This window comes from uncultured Caulobacter sp., from assembly GCF_937900395.1.
In the GTDB taxonomy this organism is placed as follows: Bacteria; Pseudomonadota; Alphaproteobacteria; order Caulobacterales; family Caulobacteraceae; genus Caulobacter.
The window spans coordinates 1-17,740 of sequence record NZ_CALCDX010000018.1; the positions used below are offsets into that span (position 1 = coordinate 1).

The following is a 17,740-nucleotide window of genomic DNA, read 5'->3' on the forward strand; positions in this document are numbered from 1 at the left end:
TCGTCGCCCAGGAAGTGCGGGCCCTGGCCCAGCGCTCGGCCGAGGCCGCCAAGGAAATCAAGACCTTGATCTCGACCTCGACCCAGCAGGTCGACGAGGGCGTGAACCTGGTCGGCGAGACGGGCGCGGCCCTGCGACGGATCATCTCGGGCGTTCAGGACATGAATCGCATCGTCGCCGAGATCGCCGCCTCGGCCAACGAACAGTCCACGGGACTGCAACAGGTCAACACGGCCGTGAACCAGATGGATCAGGCCACCCAGCAGAACGCCGCCATGGTCGAAGAGAGCACCGCCGCGAGCCACAACCTGTCCAGCGAGGCGAGCGAGCTGGGCCGCCTGGTGCAGCGTTTCCGCCTCGCGGAAGAGGATGGCGGACAGGGCCAAGGACGTCGCGCGGCCTGATCGAAAAAACTTCTTCCAGCGTTCATTGATTTTTGGACGAATGCGTCCATTTATCCGCTTGCCGCGCCCGCGTGATGTGACTATCGGGCGCGCTCACGCTCTGGGGATGGGGTTTTTCCGTTCATGGCGACGCCGCAAAAGAAGAAGTTGGTCCCGATGGTCGCGGGCGGGGTCCTCGTGGCCGCCGTCGTGGTCGGCGGAACCTTGTGGTTCCTGGACAAGCAGCACTTCGAAAGCACCGACAACGCCTTCGTCCAGGCCGATACGGTGCAGATCAGCCCGCAGGTCTCCGGCTATGTGGCCGAGGTGCTGGTGGCCGACAACCAGCGGGTCGAGGCCGGCCAGGTGCTGGCCAAGATCGATCCGTCGACCTTCCAGGCCATCGTCGACCAGGCGATCGCCAACGCCGGCGCCGCCGACGCGGCCGTCCGCGCCATCGATGACAAGAACAGCCTCGAGCAGGCCATGATCGCCCAGCGGGCCGCCGGCGTGACCAGCGCCCAGGCCGACGCCAGCCGGGCCAAGGCCGACCTCGAGCGCTACAACAGCCTGGCGACGCAAGGCTGGGTCTCGCAACAGAAGGTCCAGACCGAGCGCGCGGCCGCCACCCAGACCGCCGCCGGCGTCGCCAGCGCCCAGGCCGCCTTGGAAGCCGAGCGCCGCGCCGCCCAGTCGCTGGGCTCGGCCAAGGCTCAGGCCGTGGCTCAAGCCGCCGCCGCCCACGCCGCGGTGGAGCAGGCCAAGCTGGACCTGGAGCGGACCGTGATCCGCGCGCCGGCCGCCGGCGTCGTCGGCGCCCGCTCGGTCCGGCCGGGCCAGCTGGTCCAGCCCGGCGTGGCCCTGATGTCGGTCGTGCCGCTGGGTCAGGCCTATATCGTCGCCAACTTCAAGGAGACCCAGGTCGCGCGCATCCGCGTCGGCCAGCCGGTCGAGATCAAGGCCGACGCCTTCGGCAAGGCCAAGATCGTCGGCAAGGTCGACAGCTTCGCCCCGGCCACCGGCCAGGAATTCGCCCTGATCCCCGTCGAGAACGCCGTCGGCAACTTCACCAAGATCACCCAGCGCCTGCCGGTGAAGATCGCCGTCGATCGCAGCCAGCTGGGCGCGGCCCTGCGTCCGGGCCTGTCGGTCGAGGTCAAGGTCGATGTCCGCGACCGCTCGGGCCCGTCCTTCGCCGAAGCGGGCCAGAGCACGCCGCAGGTCGCCCGCCAGGGCGTGGACCGCTAGACGGCGGACGCGTCATGAGCGACGCCGCCCTCCCCGCCTCGCAAGCCGCGCCCAAGCCCGAGGTTGATTGGGGCAAACTGTTCCTCGGTTTCGGGGCGATGGTCATCGGCCAGTTCATGGCCATCCTGGACATCCAGATCGTCGCGGCCTCGCTGCCGCAGATTCAGGCCGGCGTCGGCGCCAGCACCGACCAGATCAGCTGGATCCAGACCGCCTATCTGATCCCCGAGGTCGTGATGATCCCGCTGTCGGGATATCTGTCGCGCCTGTGGGGCACCCAGCGCCTGTACCTCGCCTCGTGCACCGGCTTCATCGTCATGAGCGTGCTGACGGGCCTGAGCTCGTCGATCGACATGATGATCCTGACGCGGGCGCTGCAGGGCTTCATCGGCGGGGCGATGATCCCGACGGTGTTCGCGGTCGCCTTCACCGCCTTCCCGCCCGAGCGGCGCGTGACGGCCAGCGTGATCATGGGCCTGATCGTCACCCTGGCCCCGACCGTCGGCCCCACCCTGGGCGGCCATCTAACCGAGGCGCTGTCCTGGCGCTGGCTGTTCTTCATCAACGTGCCCACCGGCCTCTTGGTGCTGTTCGGCGTGGCGCGCTGGGGCGACTTCGACAAGGGCGATCCCAGCCTGGCCAAGGGTTTCGACTGGTTCGGCCTGGCGGTCATGGCCGTCTTCCTGATGAGCATGCAGTACGTGCTGGAGGAAGGCGCCAAGGACGACTGGTTCGACGACACCGCCATCCTGTGGCTGACCGTCACCGCCGTAATCGGCGGCGCGGTCTTCATCTGGCGGCAGCTGACCTACAACAATCCGATCGTCGAGCTGCGGGCCTTCGCCAACCGCAACTTCACCGTCGGGGTCGCCATGACCGCGGTGTCGGGGGCCAGCCTGTTCGGCGGCACCTTCCTGCTGCCGCAGTTCCTGGGCCGGGTGCGCCACTATTCGGCGTCGGAGGTCGGCACGACGATGATCGTCTCGGGCCTGTCGATGTTCCTGACCGGCCCGATCGCGGGACGCCTCGTCCGCAAGAGCGATCCGCGGGTGCCGATGTGCCTGGGCTTCATCCTGGCCGGCTGGGGCATGTATATGGCCCATGGCGTGACCAAGGACTGGGGCTTCTGGGAGTTCGCCGGGGTCCAGGCCTGCCGGGGTGTCGGCGTGATGATCGCCATGATCGCCACCCAGCAGGTCACGATGAGCACCCTGCCGCCGCAGATGGTCAAGAACGCCTCGGGCCTGGTGAACCTGGCCCGCAACACCGGTGGCGCGGTGGGCCTGGCCCTGCTGGCCACCTCGATCACCCAGCAGACGGCGCTCTACTACGACGACATGACCTCGAAGGTCACCCAGGGCGGCCCGACCGCCAGCATGATGGCCGGACTCACCGAGCGGATGATGCAGCTGGGCGTCGCCGACCCTGGCGGCGCGGCCCGCAAGGCTATCGGCGGCATGCTCGAGCAGCAGGCCACGGTCATGGCGTTCGGCGACAGCTTCACCTTGCTGGCGATCGGGTGTTTCCTGGCGGCGTTCGTGTCTCTGTTCGCCAGCCCGGCCAAGAACGCCCCGCCGCCGCCCTCGGACGCCCACTGATGCCGCGCATTCCCGGACAGATCGACGTCGCCAAGACCGAAGCCATCCTCGACGCCGCCGTCGAGGTGATCGGCGAGCGGGGCCTGGCCGCGCCGATGGAGGCGATCGCCAAGCGGGCGGGCGTCTCCAAGCAGACGGTCTATAATCACTATGGCTCCAAGGCCGAGCTGATGCGGGCCCTGATGCAGCGCCGGGTCGAGCGGGTCACCGCGCCGCTGCGCGGCCAGGACGCCGTCGACAACCCGACCGCGACCCTGGAGGCCTACGCCCGCTCGCTGCTGGAGACGGTGATCACCAACAAGAGCTACTCGATGATGCGGGTGGTGATGATGGGGGCGGGCGAGATGCCCGACGTCGCCCAGGAAGTCTATGAAGCCGGCCCCTTAAGCGCCCGCCGCCAGCTGGCCGCGTTCCTGAAGACCGAGACGGAACTGGGCCGGATGAAGGTCGAGGACTGCGACCAGGCGGCGGAGTTCTTCTCCGGCATGATCATGGGCCAGAGCCAGATGCGCGCCCTGCTGCGGCTGCCTTCCGACAAGACGCCGGAAGAGTTCGGCCGCTTCGCGCGGGAAGCGGCCGAACGGTTCATGCGGGCCTACGCCCTGTAGGCCTATAGGGCGGGCTTACGCCTCGTCCTGGTCGGGCATGCCCATCATGTGGAAGCCGGCGTCGACGTGGACGACTTCGCCCGTGGTCGACTTGCCGAGGTCCGAGGCCAGCCACAGGGCGCAGCCGGCGACGCCTTCCATCGAGGTGTCTTCCTTCATCGCCGAGAACGCGCGGCCCTGGGCGATCATGCTGCGGCCGCCCGAGATGCCGGCCAGGGCCAGGGTGCGCATGGCGCCAGCCGAGATGGCGTTGGCGCGGATGCCCTTGGGGCCGAGGTCGCGGGCGATGTAGCGGGTCGCCGCTTCCAGCGCCGCCTTGGCCACGCCCATGGTGTTGTAGTTCGGAATGGTCCGCTCCGACCCCAGATAGGTCATGGTGATCAGCGAGCCGCCGTTCGGCATCAGCTTGGAGGCGCGCTTGGCGACGTCCACGAAGCTGAAGGCCGAGATGTTCATGGCCATCAGGAAGCCTTCGCGGGTGGTGTTGTCCACGAAGGAGCCCTTCAGCTCGTTCTTGTTGGCGAAGGCCACCGAGTGGACGACGAAGTCCAGCGTGCCGAACTCCTTCTCGATCTGGGCGAAGGCCGCGTCCATCGAGGCGTCGTCGGTGACGTCGGCCGGGATCATCGTCTTGACGCCGATGCTCTCGGCCAGCGGGCGCACGCGGCGCTCCAGCTCTTCGCCCTGATAGGTGAAGGCCATCTCGGCGCCCTGGGCGGCCAGCTGGCTGGCGATGCCCCAGGCGATCGAGTTGTGGTTGGCCACGCCCATGACGAGGCCCTTCTTGCCCCGCATCAGCTCGCCCTTGGGGAACGCGTAATCGTCGGCCATGTGTCGGGCCCTCTATGGCAAATCGTTGAGCGCTGGTTAGCAGGGCCCGCCCGTGGGCGGAACCCACCCCCCAAACCTAGACCTTGCTGAAGATCAGCGTGCCGTTGGTGCCTCCAAAGCCGAAGCTGTTGGACATCACGGTCTCGAGCGGCTTGTCGACGCGCTGGCGCAGGATCGGCAGGTCGGCGAACTCGGGGTCCAGCTCCTCGATGTGGGCGCTCTCGGCGGCGAAGCCGTTGTCGAGCATCAGGATCGAGTAGATGGCTTCCTGCGCGCCGGCCGCGCCCAGGCTGTGGCCGGTCAGGGACTTGGTCGACGAGATCATCGGCGGCTTGTCGCCGAACACCTCGCGCACAGCGCCCATCTCCTTGCTGTCGCCGACCGGCGTCGAGGTGCCGTGCGGATTCAGATAGTCGATGGTCCGGTTGCCGGCCTCGGCCATGGCCAGGCGCATGCAGCGCGCCGCGCCCTCGCCCGACGGGGCGACCATGTCGTAGCCGTCGGAATTGGCGGCGTAGCCGACCAGCTCGCCGTAGATCTTGGCCCCGCGGGCCTTGGCCCGTTCGTACTCTTCCAGCACCACGATCCCGGCGCCGCCAGCGATCACGAAGCCGTCGCGGTTCTTGTCGTAGGCGCGGCTGGCGACGGCCGGGCGGTCGTTGAAGTTGCTGCTCATGGCGCCCATCGCGTCGAACAGGTTCGACAGGGTCCAGTCCAGCTCCTCGCAGCCGCCGGCGAAGATCACGTCCTGCTTGCCCAGCTGGATCTGCTCGGCGGCCGCGCCGATGCAGTGGGCGCTGGTCGCGCAGGCCGAGCTGATCGAATAGTTGATCCCGCGGATCTTGAACCAGGTCGACAGCACGGCCGACGGACCCGAGCTCATGGCCTTGGGCACCGCGAACGGGCCGATCCGCTTGGGACCCTTTTCCCGGGTCGTGGCGGCGGCCTCGACGATGACGCGGGTCGAGGGACCGCCCGAGCCGACGATCAGGCCCGTGCGCTCATGGCTGATCTCGGACTCGGAAAGACCCGAGTCGGCGATCGCCTGCTCCATGGCGATGTGGGCGTAGGCCGTGCCGGGCGCGAGGAACCGCGCCGCGCGGCGATCGACCAGCGGCTCCCAGTCGATCTGGGGCGCGGCGTGGACCTGGCAGCGGAAGCCGAGCTCGGCGTATTCCGGCGCGGCGATCACGCCCGACTTGGCCTCGCGCAGGGAGGCCAGCACCTCATGGGCGTTGTTGCCGATGGACGAGACGATCCCCAGTCCGGTGACGACGACGCGACGCATTCTGTAAATCCTCTTCTCCCCCTCCGATCCGTCAGGGGCCGGTTCTTTCGCTAGACGACCGGTCTCTAAACTAACGGATCAAGCCATCTGTTCAGGCGTGAACAACCCGACCTTAAGGTCCTTGGTTTCGTAGATCACCTTGCCGTCGGCCTCCAGCACGCCTTCGCCAATTCCCATGACGAGCTTGCGCATGATGACGCGCTTCAGGTCGATCTTATAGACGACCTTCTTGACGTCCGGCGTGACCTGGCCAGTGAACTTGACCTCGCCCACGCCCAGGGCGCGGCCGCGGCCCGGCGCGCCCGACCAGCCCAGGAAGAAGCCGACCAGCTGCCACATGGCGTCCAGGCCCAGGCACCCCGGCATGACCGGGTCGCCGATGAAGTGGCAGCCGAAGAACCAGAGGTCCGGATTGATGTCGAATTCGGCTTCGACATAGCCCTTGCCGTACTTGCCGCCTTCCGACTCGATGCGAACGATCCGGTCGAACATCAGCATCGGCGGGGCCGGCAGCTGGGCGTTGCCGGGGCCGAAAAGCTCGCCGCGGCCGCAGGCCAGAAGTTCTTCGTAGGTGTAGGCGTTCTTCTGCATGGGGCACGCCCTAGCACGGCGCCGGGCCGGGCCTCAATGTTTCCCTGTCGAAACAGATCGTGATAGGGTCAGTCCTCACGGCACTGCACCGCCGGATCGGCGCCCCAGATGTCGCCCTCCCGCGCCCAGCCCGAGGCTCCATCCGCGCGCAGCCGGCACCAGCCCTTCTCGCACTTGTCCAGCGCCGCGACGCCTCGCGCCTTCAGATAGGCGGTGACCTTGGCGCCGTCCTTGGGCGATTTCAGCAGCGGCAGGTTGGTCGGCTGGACGCGCATGGCCGAGCGGCGGCCATCGACCGTGCGCTTGTGCACCCAGGCCAGACCGCCTTCCGGATCGCAGATCCGGCGCCATTCGCGCGTCTCGGCGACGATCTGCACGGGCAATCCCTTGGCGCGATAGATCCACAGCAGCTGGTGGGCCTCGTCGGGACCCTTGCGCGCGTTCACCTCGGCGTATTTCAGCGAGACGTAGCGCGGCACCTCCAGGCCCGAGGGGGTCACCCTGGGCCCCTCGGCCGCCGCCGGACCGGCCGCCATGACCGCGAATCCCAGGAAAAGTCCCGTGAAACGCATCCGGGGCAAACCTTGTTCTGTTTTCGACGGCATGTTGCTTGGCCCTTTCGGGCCCCTTTGCTACAGCTTTCAAACGCCCGTCAGTGAGAGCTTTTCAGTCCGACCATGGCCGCCCGCAAGCTCAAAGTCGTCGTCACCCGCAAACTCCCCGATCCGGTGGAGACGCGGATGTGCGAACTGTTCGATACCGAACTCAACGTCACCGACACGCCGATGACGCCAGATGAGCTCGTCGACGCCATGAGCCGCGCCGACGTGCTGGTGCCGACCATCACCGACCGCATCGACTCGCGCCTACTGTCGCGATCCGGCGATCGGCTCAAGCTGATCGCCAATTTCGGGGCCGGCGTCGACAATATCGACGTCGCCACGGCCAATGCGCGCGGCATCATCGTCACCAACACGCCGGGCGTCCTGACCGAGGACACTGCCGACCTGACCATGACCCTGATCATGGCGGCCTCGCGCCGGATCGTCGAAGGCGCCGAGGTGGTCAAGGCCGGCGGCTTCCACGGCTGGTCGCCGACCTGGATGCTGGGCCGCCGCCTGTGGGGCAAGCGCCTGGGCATCATCGGCATGGGCCGCATCGGCCAGGCCGTCGCCCGCCGCGCCAAGGCCTTCGGCATGCAGGTGCACTACCACAACCGCAAGCCCGTCAGCCCGCGCATCGCCGAGGAGCTGGGCTGCACCTACTGGGAAAGCCTGGACCAGATGCTGGCCCGGATGGACTTCATCTCGGTCAACTGCCCGCACACGCCAGCGACCTACCACCTGCTGTCCGCGCGCCGGCTGAAGCTTCTGCGGCCGCACGCCGTGGTGGTCAACACCGCGCGCGGCGAGGTGATCGACGAAGGCGCGCTGGCCAACATGCTGGCCAAGGGCGAGATCGCCGGCGCCGGCCTCGACGTCTACGAGCACGAGCCCGCCATCAATCCCAAGCTCCTGAAGCTGCCCAACGTCGTGCTGCTGCCCCACATGGGCTCGGCCACGGTCGAGGGCCGCATCGACATGGGCGAGAAGGTCATCGTCAACGTGAAGACCTTCATGGACGGCCACCGGCCGCCGGACCGCGTCATCCCGGCGATGCTGTAGGGGCGCGCGCATTTTAGCGCCCCCTCCGTCTCGTCGCTTCGCGCCGATCCACCTCCCCCGCTTCGCGAGGGAGGATGGCAGATATCCTCCTCACCCGTGACCCGTAAGGGCGGCGAAGCCGAACGGGGGAGGTGGCGCGCGGCGCAGCCGCGTGACGGAGGGGGCGCTAACGCCGCCTTTTACCCCGCCAGCGGATACTCCCGCTCGAGCCGATAGACCGACCCCGCGCTGGTCTGCCAGCTGGAATAGAGCCCGAAGCGGTCGACGGGGAAGCTCGGCGACTTCAGCAGGTTATGCGCCTGGATCCAGGCGCCGACCTCGGGAACGGCTGGCTTCTTCAGATAGGCCAGGGTGACGTGCGGCCTGTAGACCCGCGTCTCGGGCTTGAGCTCGGCCGCGCGGGAGGCGCTTTCGTTGGCCTTCTGCAGGCGGCGCAGCGGCGCGCTGTCCTCGACGCCGGCCCAGACGGCGTGGATGTCCGCCCCCTCCCCGAAGCAGCCGGCGCCGGCCAGGGTCAGGTCGAAGGCCGGGGCGTCGATCCGCATCAGCGCCTCGTCCAGGTCGTCGGCCACGTTCTCGGCCACGTCGCCGATGAAGCGCAGCGTGATGTGGAAAGCCTCCAGCGGCCGCCAGCGCGCGCCCTCGATCCCGTGCTGACGCGAGAGCAGGCCCTCGCCGATGTCGGACGGGATGGCGATGGCGGTGAAGAGACGGATCATCGCCTGGGTTTAATCCCCTGCAACGCCAGGACAAGAGGAGTCTGGGTGAGCGAGCCCCGCTTTCATGCTATCTGGAATTGAGAGGCAGGAGGCCAGCTTGGCGCGAAGTTTGGATCGAGGCCCTCTATGGCCGTTGGCGGTCGCGTTGGGCTTGGCTTTGGGCCCGCTCGCCCAGGCGCAAACGCCTGAGACCGCATCCATGCCGCCCATCGCCGGCAAGGTGACGCTGCGCTGTATCCTGAAGGCCGACGGTGGGGTGCGCGATTGCCAGGTGGAGGACGAAACACCGGCCGGCGCGGGCCTGGGCCCTGCGGCCCTGCGGCTCAGCGAGCGCTTCCGCACCCATCCCAAGGGTGGGGCCAAAGGTCCGGTCGAGGGGGCGACCATCAAGATTCCCATGGTGTTCCAACCGCCCACGGGCGCCGCGAAGCCCTAGGAAGCCTCACGGGCACGGATTGGGGTGACGGGCGTGGATGGCGTTGACGGCGTCTTCCAGGTCGTCGGTCCAGGCCAGGTCGAAGGCGTCGATATTGGTCTTCAGCTGCTCCATCGAGGTCGCGCCGATGATCGTGGCGGTCGTGAACGGCCGCGTATCGCAGAACTTCAGGGCCAGCTGGGCCGGGTGAATGCCGTTGGCCTCGGCCAGGGCCACATAGGCGTGAAAGGCCTCCTGCGAGCCAGGGCCCTCGTAGCGCTGCATCCGGTTGTAGAGCGCCTTGCGCGAGCCGGCCGGCAGGGCGCCGTCAAGGTACTTGCCGGTCAGCTGGCCCTGGGCCAGCGGCGAATAGGCCAGGAGGCCCACCTGCTCGCGCATGGCGATCTCGGCCAGGCCGTATTCGAAGGTGCGGTTGGCCAGGTGGTAGGCGTTCTGGATCGAGGCGATACGGGGCAGGCCTTTCGTGTCGCTCTCGGCCAGGAACCGCATGACGCCCCACGGGAACTCGTTCGAGACGCCGACGTGGCGGATCGAGCCCTTCTTCACATGGGCGTCCAGCGCCTCGAGGATATCGCCGAAGCTTTCGAAGTCCTGGTCGTAGTCCTTGAAGGTCTGGCCGCCGAACACCCGCACCCGGCGATCGGGCCAGTGCAGCTGGTAGAGGTCGAGATAGTCGGTCTTCAGCCGGCGCAGCGAGCCCTCGACGGCCTCGTCGATCTGGGCCTTGGTCTGGCGGGTGGTCGCGCCGTCCTTGCGCATCCAGGAGAGCCCGCCGAACGCCGCGCCCTGGCCGGCGACCTTGGAAGCCAGCACCACCTCGTGGCGCTTGCCGGTCTTCTGGAACCACGAGCCGATGTATTCCTCGGTGCGGCCTTGGGTCTCGGGATTGGGCGGGCTGGCGTACATCTCGGCCGTGTCCCAGAAGGTCACGCCCCGGCCCAGCGCGTAGTCCATCTGCTCGTGGGCCTCGGCTTCCGTGTTCTGCGAGCCCCAGGTCATGGTGCCCAGGCAGCAGCGCGAGACCGTCACGTCGGTCCGACCCAGCTTGGCGTACTCCATCGGCGCGTCCCTCGTTCTTGTTTTTCACCTTTGTTCTTAAGGGGTCTGGCGGCGGCTTGGGAAGCGCCGGATGGGCGCGCGGCCGCATACCATGTATACTTTTCGAACGGGGATTGCGCCGAGCGCGAGGACACCCGATATTTCGAAGGCGTCCACCGTGGACGCCTAGCTCAAGGGCTTAATTCGATGAACGACTTCAACCGCGGCTACGCGCGCTCGATCCCGGCGGATCGCGCCGACATGTCGGTTGACGCCGGCCTGCGTAGTTTCATGCTCGGCGTCTACAACAAGGTGGCGCTGGGCCTCCTGCTGTCGGGCGCTCTGGCCTTCCTGACCAGCGCGACGCCGCTGGCCAATCTGCTGTACCAGGTCGGGCCGGGCGGGCGTTTCGCCGGCTTCACCCTGCTGGGCATGGTCGTGGCCTTCGCCCCGCTCGTGATGATGCTGGTGTCCATGTTCGCCATGCGCAACCCGACGGCGCGCTCGTCGGGCATTCTCTACTGGGCGATGGTCGCCTCGATCGGCGCGGGCCTGGGCGTTTGGCTGCTGATCTACACCGGCGCCTCGGTGGCCGCGACTTTCTTCGTGACCGCCGCCGCCTTCGGCGGGCTCAGCCTGGTCGGCTACACGACCAAGAAGGACCTGACCGGCTTCGGCAGCTTCCTGATCATGGGCCTGATCGGCATCATGCTCGCCTCGCTGGTCCAGATGTTCCTGCATCTGCCGGGCCTGTCGTTCGTGATCAACATTCTGGGCGTGTTCATCTTCGCGGGCCTGATCGCCTATGACACCCAGCGCCTGAAGATGACCTATTACGCCCTGGGCGGCGACCAGCAGTCGATGGCCGTGGCGACCAACTACGGCGCGCTGAGCCTCTATCTGAACTTCATCAACCTGTTCCAATTCCTGCTCAGCATGATGGGCGACCGCCGCTAAGCCGGCGTTGCGAAACGGACCAGACGAGCCCCGGCGGGAAACCGCCGGGGCTTTTTCTTGGGCCGGAGCCGCCCCACATTGTCGTTGATGGAGACGACCATGATCCGGACCCTCGCCTTCACCGTCGCCTTGGCGGCCCCTGGCCTCGCCCATGCCGAGGCCACGCTTCCGGTCTATCCGCCGGCCGCCCCGAGCGCCGCCAGGACGCCCAATCTCGCCGCGCCGCTGAACCTGAAGCCGGCCGGCCCGATCGAGCTGCGCTACGCCAACGCGCCGCCCCCTCTGCCCAGGGGCGTGGCGCGGACGGCGATCGAGCGCCGCCAAGGCGGTGTTTCGGGCGGGATCGGCGTGCTGTGCGGCATCCAGCCCAGCGCCGACACTAGCGGCGTGGGCGCGGCGCGGGGCTATGACAACGAAGGCCGCTTCGTCGGCGCCAAGCTGGGCTTTTCGTTCTAGTCGACGACCGAGAACTTGCCCTTCTCGAACACCCGCAGCACCTGGGCCAGCTCGTGGCCGCGCTTGAGGATCTGGCCGCCCTGGCCGAACACCGCCCAGGCGCCCTGTTTGCGGGCCAGGGAGGGGTGCTTCTCGACCCTATAGAGCGGCGCCTCGGCCGCGTGGCGGAAGATCGAGAACACGGCGCGGTCCGAGAGGCCGGCGATGCCGTAGTCGCGCCACTCGCCGGCGGCGACCATGCGACCGTAGAGACGCATCAGCTGGTCGAGCTCTCGCCGCTCGAAAAAGACGACGCCGCCGACCGGCGCGGGCTGGGAATCCAGGGCCATGAGGCGAATCTAGTCCGAATCCGGCCGATTGGAACAGCATCGTGTCAGATGGGACACGGCCGGCGGAAATGACATGCGATGGACACGACGCGCCCTGAAAGGACCTTATTTCGGTCCTTCGCCCGCCTGTTTGCGGGTCGATAAGGTCAGTGTCGGCTGATCGGAGACCCTGTGGTCAGGATCCTGAACAGCCCCCCCAGCCCCCAGATCGCGGGCCGGTCGGCCGACAGACTTGAAATATCCCCCTCCCCCAACGAGCCCGCGCGGATCCCCCTCCCGCGCGGGCTTTTTGCGTTCGCCGCGTCGTGTAACAGGCCGGAGACGCTGGCCGCACGACCGCCACACCCCGTCGTCAAAGCACCTTGGTTTGGTCCAGCGCTCGCCCGTTTGGCGGTCGATAAGAAGAGCGTCGACGAAGACGGACCGGGGTCCTGTCCAGCCCCCCAGCCCCTCCGGCCCGCAAGTCTTCGATGACGCTTAAAGGACCCGCGCGGCCGTTCCCCTCCGCCGCGCGGGTTTTCCTTTGTCCGGAAAGCGCCCCGCGAGGCTCAGCGGTCGGCGGCGGGGGCCTGCAGCACGCCCAGGATGCGGCCGCCCTTGGCGCCCTGCACCATCACCACGGTCACCAGGTCGGCGTCGGCGGCCTTCGGCAAGCGGTAGAGCTTGGGTCTGCCCGCCCACGGGCCCAGGCGCACCAGCTCACGCACGACGTTACGATGCGCCAGGGTCTGTCCCTTGTTGTCGCCGCGCTTGACGGCGATGTCCTGCTCGCGGGGATCGTAGCGCACCAGCCAGACCTCGCCGCCGCCGCGCGGCGTGGGGCCGGAACCGACCGCCACCCGGGTCTTGCCGACGAATTCCATGTCGGGCGGATTGGCCGGGGCCTTGGCGGCCGCCTTCACGAGGTCCTCGATCGCCTCGGCCTTGGTTCCCGAGGCCTGGACGCGGCCGCCGACCACCATCTGGGGCGTGGGCACGTCGCGCAGGGCGAACTTCTTGGCGTAGGCGCGCTGGCGTTCGGCGAAGTCCGGCTTGGCGAAGGTGTCCTTCCAGCCGAGATAGTCCCAGTAGTCGACGGAATAGGTCAGGGCGAGGACACCCTCGCGCTTGGCCAGTTCGGCCGCCAGCTGGTTGGCCTTGCCGCACGACGAGCAGCCCTGGGCGGTGAACAGCTCGACCACCACGGGCGGCTTGCCCGCCCAGGCGGCCGACCCCCAAGCCAGGGACGACGCGACGCCGGACAGGGCCAGGCAGAACAGAGAGAGGGCGGCCTTACGCATTGCGGGTCACTTAAGCCAAGAACGCCCAGGATATCCGTTCACGAGGCCGTGAATAGCGGCGGTCCATGGGGAGAAACGGTGGAGACATCGTTGTCACGGAGCGAAACGGCGCATGACAGAACGAAAACGGCCGGCCCCGCGAGGAGCCGGCCGTCTCGTTCAAGCCTCGCGGCTTGCGCTTAGTCCGCGCGCGCCAGGTTGCGCAGCACGTAGTTCAGCACGCCGCCGTTCTTGAAGTATTCAAGTTCGGTCGGGGTGTCGATGCGGCAGCGGACCGGGAAGCGGGCGATGCGGCCGTCGGTCGGGCGGTACAGCTCGACGATCAGCTGCTTGCGCGGCGCCAGATCCGTCAGACCACGGATCGAGACGATCTCCTCGCCGGTCAGCTCCAGCTTCTGCCAGCCGTCCTGGACGAACTGCAGCGGCAGAACGCCCATGCCGACCAGGTTCGAGCGGTGGATGCGCTCGAAGCTCTCGCAGATCACCGCGCGGACGCCCAGCAGCTTGGTGCCCTTGGCGGCCCAGTCACGCGACGAGCCGGTGCCGTATTCCTTGCCGCCGAAGACGACCGCGGGGCGGCCTTCTTCCTGGTACTTCATGGCCGCGTCGTAGATCGACATCACTTCGCCGGTCGGGAAGTGCTTGGTCACGCCGCCTTCGATGTCCGGGGTGATGCGGTTGCGGATCCGGATGTTGGCGAAGGTGCCGCGCATCATCACCTGGTGGTTGCCGCGGCGGGCGCCGTAGCCGTTGAAGTCCACCGGCTGGACGCCGTGGTCGATCAGGAACTTGCCCGCTGGGCTGGAGGCCTTGATCGAACCGGCCGGGCTGATGTGGTCGGTGGTGATCGAGTCGCCGAACACGGCCAGGATGCGGGCTTCCACGATGTCGGTCACCGGAGCCGGCGTCATCGACATATTGGGGAAGTAGGGCGGGTTCTGGACGTAGGTCGAATCGGCTTCCCAGGCGTAGGTCTGGCCGCCGGTCACCTTGATGCCCTGCCAGTTCTTGTCGCCCTTGAAGACGTCGCCGTAGCGGCTGGCGAACATCTTCTCGTTGATCGCCTTGCGCTGCAGGGCGGCGATGTCCTCGTTCGAGGGCCAGATGTCCTTCAGGTAGACGTCGTTGCCCTTCTTGTCCTGGCCGATCGGCTGGGTGGCCAGGTCGATCTTCAGGCTGCCGGCCAGGGCGTAGGCCACCACCAGCGGCGGCGAGGCCAGGTAGTTGGCGCGGACGTCCGGGTTCACGCGGCCTTCGAAGTTGCGGTTGCCCGAGAGCACGCTACAGGCGACCAGGTCGTTGTCGTTGATCGTCTTGCTGATGGCTTCCGGCAGCGGACCCGAGTTGCCGATGCAGGTGGTGCAGCCGTAGCCGACCAGGTTGAAGCCCAGGGCGTCCAGCGACTTCGTGAGGCCCGCCTTGGCCAGGTAGTCGGTGACAACCTGGGAGCCAGGCGCCAGCGAGGTCTTCACCCACGGCTTGACCTTCAGGCCCTTGGCGACCGCGTTCTTGGCCAGCAGGCCGGCGGCGATCAGCACCGAGGGGTTGGAGGTGTTGGTGCACGAGGTGATGGCCGCGATGACCACGTCGCCGTGGCCGACGTCGAAGTTCTCGCCTTCCACCGGAGCGCGCAGATCGGGGGTCTCGGCCTTGCCGAACTCACCCACCAGCGACTCGGCGAACTTGGCGGCGGCGTCGGCCAGCAGGACGCGGTCCTGCGGGCGCTTCGGGCCGGCCAGCGAGGGCTGGACGGTCGACAGGTCGAGTTCCAGGGTGTCGGTGAAGGTCGGTTCGGGCACGCCCGGCTCCCACCACAGGCCCTGCTCCTTGGCGTAGGCTTCGACCAGGGCGACGCGCTCCGGCGTGCGGCCGGTGCCCTTCAGATAGGCGATGGTCGAGGCCGAGATCGGGAAGAAGCCGCAGGTGGCGCCGTATTCCGGCGCCATGTTGGCGATGGTCGCCTGGTCTTCCAGGGTCAGGTTGGCCAGGGCGTCGCCGAAGAATTCGACGAACTTGCCGACCACGCCCTTCTTGCGGAGCATCTGGGTGACGGTCAGCACCAGGTCGGTGGCCGTCGCGCCTTCCGGCAGGGCGCCGGTCAGCTTGAAGCCAATGACTTCCGGGATCAGCATCGGGATCGGCTGGCCCAGCATCGCGGCCTCGGCCTCGATGCCGCCCACGCCCCAGCCCAGGACGGCCAGGCCGTTGACCATGGTCGTGTGGCTGTCGGTGCCGACGACGGTGTCGGGATAGGCGACTTCGGCGCCGTCGACGGTGTTCGTCCACACGGTCTGGGCCAGGTATTCCAGGTTCACCTGGTGGCAGATGCCGGTGCCGGGCGGCACGACGCGGAAGTTGTTGAAGGCCGACGAGCCCCAGCGCAGGAAGCGGTAGCGCTCGATGTTGCGCTCGTACTCGCGCTTGACGTTGGCGTCATAGGCCTTGGCGTCGCCGAAGTTGTCGACCATCACCGAGTGGTCGATGACCAGGTCGACGGGGTTCAGCGGGTTGATCTTGGCCGGGTCGGCGCCCAGGGCGACCATGGCGTCGCGCATGGCGGCCAGGTCGACGACGGCCGGAACGCCGGTGAAGTCCTGCATCAGCACGCGCGCGGGGCGGAAGCTGATTTCGTGCTCGACCGAGCCCTTGTTCTGCAGCCAGGCGGCGACGGCCTTCAGGTCGTCCTCGGCGACCGAGACGCCGTCTTCGTTGCGCAGCAGGTTCTCGAGAAGCACCTTCATCGAGACCGGCAGCGAAGAAGTTCCGGCAAGACCGGCTTCCTCGGCGGCGCGAAGGCTGTAATAGACGTAGGTCTTGCCGCCGACGTTAAGCTCGCGACGGGCTTTCAGGCTGTCCACAGACGCCATATTCAAGGATCCTTCTCTGTCCACGGCCGCCCGAAAACCACTCCCGGGATCACGCGCTGATCGGAAGGGACACACAGGTTCCGCCTCCGCGCCGCGTACCACCCAAACCGACTGGAGGGGGACGACCGCGCGCTTCTTAGCGCTGCGTTGGCTCAACGTCCATGTCGCGCGCGGGGTCTTGGCGTGTTGAGAGTTGTTCTCATAAAGGATTTGGCGATTACACGCGGCGAGCGCCGCCTGTTCTCGAACCTCGACCTGACGCTGGCCGCCGGCGAGGCCGCCGTCCTGGTGGGACGAAATGGCGCAGGCAAGACCAGCCTGCTGCGCGCGGTGGCGGGCCTGCTGCGTCCGGCCGAGGGGACCATCGCCTTCGAAGGCGAGGCCGGGCCGCTGGAGGCCGATGCGGCGCGGGCCGAACAGCTGCACCTGCTGGGCCACCAGGACGGCCTGAAGTCCAGCCGCACCGCCTGGGAGGAACTGCGGTTCCAGACCCTGTGGACCGGCGGGACCGAGGAGACCGCCCGCGCGGCGGCCAAGCGCTTCGACCTGATGCGCCTGCTCGACTTGGAGGTCCGGCGCCTATCGGCCGGCCAGCGCCGGCGACTGGCCCTGGCGCGCCTCGCGGCCAGCCCCCGCGCCCTATGGCTGCTGGACGAGCCGATGGCCCCGCTGGACGCCGGCCAGCGCGCCGCGTTCGGCGAGGTCATGCGCGAGCATCTGGCGGGCGGCGGCATGATCCTGGCCTCGGTGCACGACCCGCTGCCGATCCCCACCCGAGCTGTGGAGATCGGCCAATGAAGGCGTTCGGCGTTCTTCTGCGACGCGAGCTGTCCCTGGCCTGGGGCAACGGCGGCGGGCCGCTGCTGGCCAGCTGGCCGAAGGACGAACGCCCGCTGGGCCGCAGCGAGCGCATCGCGTTGCAGGAGGGCCTGGCTGCCCGCGGCTACGAGCCGGGCCCGGCCGACGGCATCATCGGCGCCAACACCCGCCGCGCGGTACGCGCCTTCCAGCAGAGCCTGGGCCTGCCGGCCGACGGCTATCCGACCCCGGCGCTGCTGCAACAGCTGCGCTGAGCAACGCAGCAGCAGGGCCGAGCACCCGGCCCTGCCTCACAAGCTGCTACGGCAGTGCCCAGAGATGGGCCGCCACCAGCGCGCGCCACGGGGCGAAAGGTTGCAGCCAGTCGCGCACGAACGGCTGTGTGAGCTTTTCCTCCGCGCCGAGCAGGCGCTGCAGCTGGCGCCTGACCGCGGCATCACCGTGCAACGATCCGTCCAGCCGGGCGAAGCCACGCAACAGTGCGTAGTCCACCGTCCAGGGCCCGATGCCCTTCAGAGCCAGCAGGTGTTCGGCAATGACCTCGGCTGGCGCATCAGCCTGCCACTGATCGAGCGGCAAGCGCCCTTCGACCACTTCGCGCGCGAGCCGCAGCAGGGTCTGGCTCTTG

General features: G+C 68.0%; 19 protein-coding genes and 2 pseudogenes. 11 read left to right on the forward strand and 10 right to left on the reverse strand.

The window, feature by feature from the left end:
- The 4 genes from Q0379_RS01460 to Q0379_RS01475 all read left to right on the forward strand — a co-directional run.
- On the forward strand, positions 1-404 hold a 404-nt coding region (locus tag Q0379_RS01460), incomplete at its 5' end, for a methyl-accepting chemotaxis protein (RefSeq protein ID WP_299003509.1).
- Positions 405-527: 123 nt separating this feature from the next.
- Positions 528-1,631: an HlyD family secretion protein gene (locus Q0379_RS01465; RefSeq protein WP_299003511.1), complete on the forward strand. Its 1,104-nt coding sequence runs from the start codon at positions 528-530 to the stop codon at positions 1,629-1,631.
- A gap of 14 nt (positions 1,632-1,645) precedes the next feature.
- Complete coding sequence (locus tag Q0379_RS01470; RefSeq protein ID WP_299003513.1) at positions 1,646-3,229, forward strand: DHA2 family efflux MFS transporter permease subunit; 1,584 nt, start codon at positions 1,646-1,648, stop codon at positions 3,227-3,229.
- Positions 3,229-3,837 (forward strand): TetR/AcrR family transcriptional regulator, encoded by a 609-nt coding sequence (locus Q0379_RS01475; RefSeq protein ID WP_299003515.1) that lies wholly within the window; start codon positions 3,229-3,231, stop codon positions 3,835-3,837. The genes Q0379_RS01470 and Q0379_RS01475 overlap by 1 nt, the downstream gene beginning before the upstream one ends.
- A 15-nt stretch (positions 3,838-3,852) precedes the next feature.
- Here Q0379_RS01475 and Q0379_RS01480 read toward each other — a convergent pair whose 3' ends face one another.
- The 4 genes from Q0379_RS01480 to Q0379_RS01495 all read right to left on the reverse strand — a co-directional run bounded on the left by Q0379_RS01480 (position 3,853) and on the right by Q0379_RS01495 (position 7,152).
- The gene (locus Q0379_RS01480; RefSeq protein WP_299003539.1) at positions 3,853-4,668 is read right to left on the reverse strand and encodes an enoyl-ACP reductase; all 816 of its coding nucleotides are present in this window, start codon (positions 4,666-4,668) and stop codon (positions 3,853-3,855) included.
- Positions 4,669-4,744: 76 nt separating this feature from the next.
- Positions 4,745-5,956: a beta-ketoacyl-ACP synthase I gene (gene fabB, locus Q0379_RS01485; RefSeq protein ID WP_299003541.1), complete on the reverse strand. Its 1,212-nt coding sequence runs from the start codon at positions 5,954-5,956 to the stop codon at positions 4,745-4,747.
- A 78-nt stretch (positions 5,957-6,034) separates the two neighbouring features.
- The gene (gene fabA / locus Q0379_RS01490) at positions 6,035-6,547 is read right to left on the reverse strand and encodes a 3-hydroxyacyl-[acyl-carrier-protein] dehydratase FabA (RefSeq protein ID WP_099537406.1); all 513 of its coding nucleotides are present in this window, start codon (positions 6,545-6,547) and stop codon (positions 6,035-6,037) included.
- Between the two features lie 68 nt (positions 6,548-6,615).
- The gene (locus Q0379_RS01495; protein WP_299003562.1) at positions 6,616-7,152 is read right to left on the reverse strand and encodes an SH3 domain-containing protein; all 537 of its coding nucleotides are present in this window, start codon (positions 7,150-7,152) and stop codon (positions 6,616-6,618) included.
- Between the two features lie 72 nt (positions 7,153-7,224).
- Here Q0379_RS01495 and Q0379_RS01500 point away from each other — a divergent pair, with 72 nt between their 5' ends.
- On the forward strand, positions 7,225-8,211 hold the full coding sequence (locus Q0379_RS01500; RefSeq protein ID WP_299003564.1) for a D-glycerate dehydrogenase: 987 nt from the start codon (positions 7,225-7,227) through the stop codon (positions 8,209-8,211).
- A gap of 179 nt (positions 8,212-8,390) precedes the next feature.
- On the opposite strand, the gene thpR is transcribed toward Q0379_RS01500, so the two are convergent.
- Complete coding sequence (gene thpR, locus Q0379_RS01505; protein ID WP_299003566.1) at positions 8,391-8,930, reverse strand: RNA 2',3'-cyclic phosphodiesterase; 540 nt, start codon at positions 8,928-8,930, stop codon at positions 8,391-8,393.
- A gap of 64 nt (positions 8,931-8,994) precedes the next feature.
- On the opposite strand from thpR, the gene Q0379_RS01510 reads away from it, so the two are divergent.
- Positions 8,995-9,366 (forward strand): energy transducer TonB, encoded by a 372-nt coding sequence (locus Q0379_RS01510; protein ID WP_299003568.1) that lies wholly within the window; start codon positions 8,995-8,997, stop codon positions 9,364-9,366.
- A 6-nt stretch (positions 9,367-9,372) separates the two neighbouring features.
- Here the strand turns inward: Q0379_RS01510 and Q0379_RS01515 are convergent, their stop codons facing one another.
- The gene (locus Q0379_RS01515; protein ID WP_299003570.1) at positions 9,373-10,425 is read right to left on the reverse strand and encodes an aldo/keto reductase; all 1,053 of its coding nucleotides are present in this window, start codon (positions 10,423-10,425) and stop codon (positions 9,373-9,375) included.
- Positions 10,426-10,611: 186 nt separating this feature from the next.
- Here Q0379_RS01515 and Q0379_RS01520 point away from each other — a divergent pair, with 186 nt between their 5' ends.
- A complete protein-coding gene (locus Q0379_RS01520; protein WP_299003572.1) occupies positions 10,612-11,361 on the forward strand; it encodes a Bax inhibitor-1/YccA family protein in 750 nt (249 codons plus the stop codon).
- 99 nt (positions 11,362-11,460) lie between these two features.
- Complete coding sequence (locus Q0379_RS01525; protein ID WP_299003574.1) at positions 11,461-11,817, forward strand: hypothetical protein; 357 nt, start codon at positions 11,461-11,463, stop codon at positions 11,815-11,817.
- Here Q0379_RS01525 and Q0379_RS01530 read toward each other — a convergent pair.
- From Q0379_RS01530 to acnA, 3 genes are all read right to left on the reverse strand, one after another.
- Positions 11,814-12,146, reverse strand: a complete 333-nt coding sequence (locus Q0379_RS01530) for a DUF2794 domain-containing protein (protein ID WP_299003576.1) — start codon at positions 12,144-12,146, stop codon at positions 11,814-11,816. The two genes, Q0379_RS01525 and Q0379_RS01530, sit on opposite strands and share 4 nt — an antisense overlap.
- A 548-nt stretch (positions 12,147-12,694) precedes the next feature.
- Positions 12,695-13,426, reverse strand: coding sequence for a DUF1223 domain-containing protein (locus Q0379_RS01535; RefSeq protein ID WP_299003578.1), 732 nt, complete (start codon positions 13,424-13,426; stop codon positions 12,695-12,697).
- 179 nt (positions 13,427-13,605) lie between these two features.
- Entirely contained in the window at positions 13,606-16,293 is a 2,688-nt protein-coding gene (gene acnA / locus Q0379_RS01540) for an aconitate hydratase AcnA (RefSeq protein ID WP_299003580.1), read from the reverse strand.
- Between the two features lie 183 nt (positions 16,294-16,476).
- Between acnA and ccmA the strand changes: the two genes are divergently transcribed.
- The 3 genes and pseudogenes from ccmA (at position 16,477) to Q0379_RS01555 (ending at position 17,366) form a co-directional block, all read left to right on the forward strand.
- Positions 16,477-17,091, forward strand: coding sequence for a heme ABC exporter ATP-binding protein CcmA (ccmA, locus tag Q0379_RS01545; RefSeq protein ID WP_299003582.1), 615 nt, complete (start codon positions 16,477-16,479; stop codon positions 17,089-17,091).
- Positions 17,088-17,159, forward strand: a pseudogene (locus Q0379_RS01550) (heme exporter protein CcmB); the annotation flags it as partial. The gene ccmA and the pseudogene Q0379_RS01550, both read left to right, overlap by 4 nt.
- Positions 17,160-17,204: 45 nt before the next feature.
- Positions 17,205-17,366 carry a peptidoglycan-binding domain-containing protein gene (locus Q0379_RS01555; RefSeq protein WP_366519283.1) on the forward strand — a complete coding sequence of 54 codons (162 nt, stop codon included), beginning with the start codon at positions 17,205-17,207 and terminating at the stop codon, positions 17,364-17,366.
- Between the two features lie 46 nt (positions 17,367-17,412).
- Here Q0379_RS01555 and Q0379_RS01560 read toward each other — a convergent pair.
- A pseudogene (locus Q0379_RS01560) lies at positions 17,413-17,740 on the reverse strand (hypothetical protein); the annotation flags it as partial.